Genomic DNA, 1,647 nt, shown 5'->3' on the forward strand with positions numbered 1-1,647 from the left:
ACCCATCAACATCTTCAGAGTCACACAAATATCACTTACTAGACAAACTAATTAGGTATCGCGGTTATCCTCAATTCCCTTTGAAGCACAAATAGGTAAATACGTTCCCACAAGCTCATTATCTAGAATCAGCTTTCATTGTTAATGTGCGGATTCCTCTGGTAGGTAATGTAAAATTTATCGGAGAATAGGATCGGATCTTCTGACCGCTTTTCACCATTCCGTAACGTGAGAGAAGCGGACATAAATATAGACTCAAATACAGAATATCCTGCGGACTGCTTGTAGTAATGTAGCCACTAAGTTACTTGTTTACAAAACCACTTTCGTACAAAAATTACTATCATCGCGTAAAACTCTATCCAACCAATTGGTTTAACATTTCCATTGGCTAAATAGGTGGTAGATCCAAGAAATCTAGACAATCCATACACTCTCATACAGCATTCGCATCGAAATTGCGGGCTAGACACCCTTCGAGCTAAAAGATTATACCTATCCAGTAAGTTCTATCTCCTTAATAAAACTGCCCTTCTGAGCAATACATTCACCCAGCAATGCAAAGCCACTAATATTGGACTGAGTCGTATAACGAGCAGCGTAACTGTTACCTTCGCCTTCCACGCGCCATTCCCCTTTAGATTCGTAGCTGGGACATATCACTAAGGGAGAATAGGCTAGCTTTACCGCTACAGCCTGTGGTGGCAGAACTAAAGCAGCAGGTTCCCCACATAAGGTTTTTGCCAAACATTTTGCTGATGCGGTTGCTGGAGCAATAAACGAACGAACAGCACCAAGTGTCTCAGCACAATCACCGATCGCGTAAATATTGGGATGACTTGTTCTAAGGAATTCGTCAGTCATAATTCCTCGATTTATTTCGATATTAGCCTGTTTAGCCAGGTCAACACGAGGCAATAATCCAACTGCTGACAAGATAAGATCTGCGCGGATGACGGTACCCGTATCTAGCTCAAGTAAAAGCTGATCACCGTCATCTTGAACATCACCTACCTTCTGCTCCATGTGCCACTGTACTTGTTCTTTTGGGAACGCATTCATTATGTGCTCACCGAGTTGCTCAGGTACACTTCTGCTAAGCGGCCAGCTCGCAGTATCTATAACATCAACCTGAAAGCCGTTATTACACAGATCACTGGCAAACTCGATACCGACAAAACCGGCACCAATAATGGCGATTCGACTCGTGCTTTTATCAAGTTTTTGGAGTTCTGCTCTAAACATTTCGTATTCAGCTAGATTATTTACTGAAACGCATCGTGGAGAATCTGTTAGTTCGAGATTCATCGGGGATGCGCCTGTTGCTAAAACCAACTCATCGAATATTAGTTCATTGACTGCGCTATTAGAGTCTCGGTAACGAACACAACGTTGGTCTGTTTCAATCGCTTCAACCTGAACCTGATGGATGATTTTAACGTCATGCTCTTGTTCAAGAACTTCCCTTTTTTTCATAATCAGATCAAGCGGCGCCTTATTCATTGAAATCGCTTTCGATAAATTTGGCTTGTAGTACAAATCACCTGAATCTTGCGTAAGTAAGCTTATCTTAAGTGCTTTACCGTGCGCTCGAAGTTCACGGACGAGCGTAATCGCGGAATGCCCAGAACCAATAATGATAATATG

Annotated in this window: 1 protein-coding gene; it reads right to left on the minus strand. The window is 42.3% G+C overall.

All coding sequences use genetic code 11. The features are described from left to right. Positions 1 to 495: 495 nt before the first annotated feature. Positions 496 to 1,647: NAD(P)/FAD-dependent oxidoreductase (locus A3766_RS25650; protein ID WP_068643227.1), on the minus strand; the 1,152-nt coding region annotated here is incomplete at its 5' end.

The sequence above is a fragment of the Oleiphilus sp. HI0132 genome (assembly GCF_001635845.1).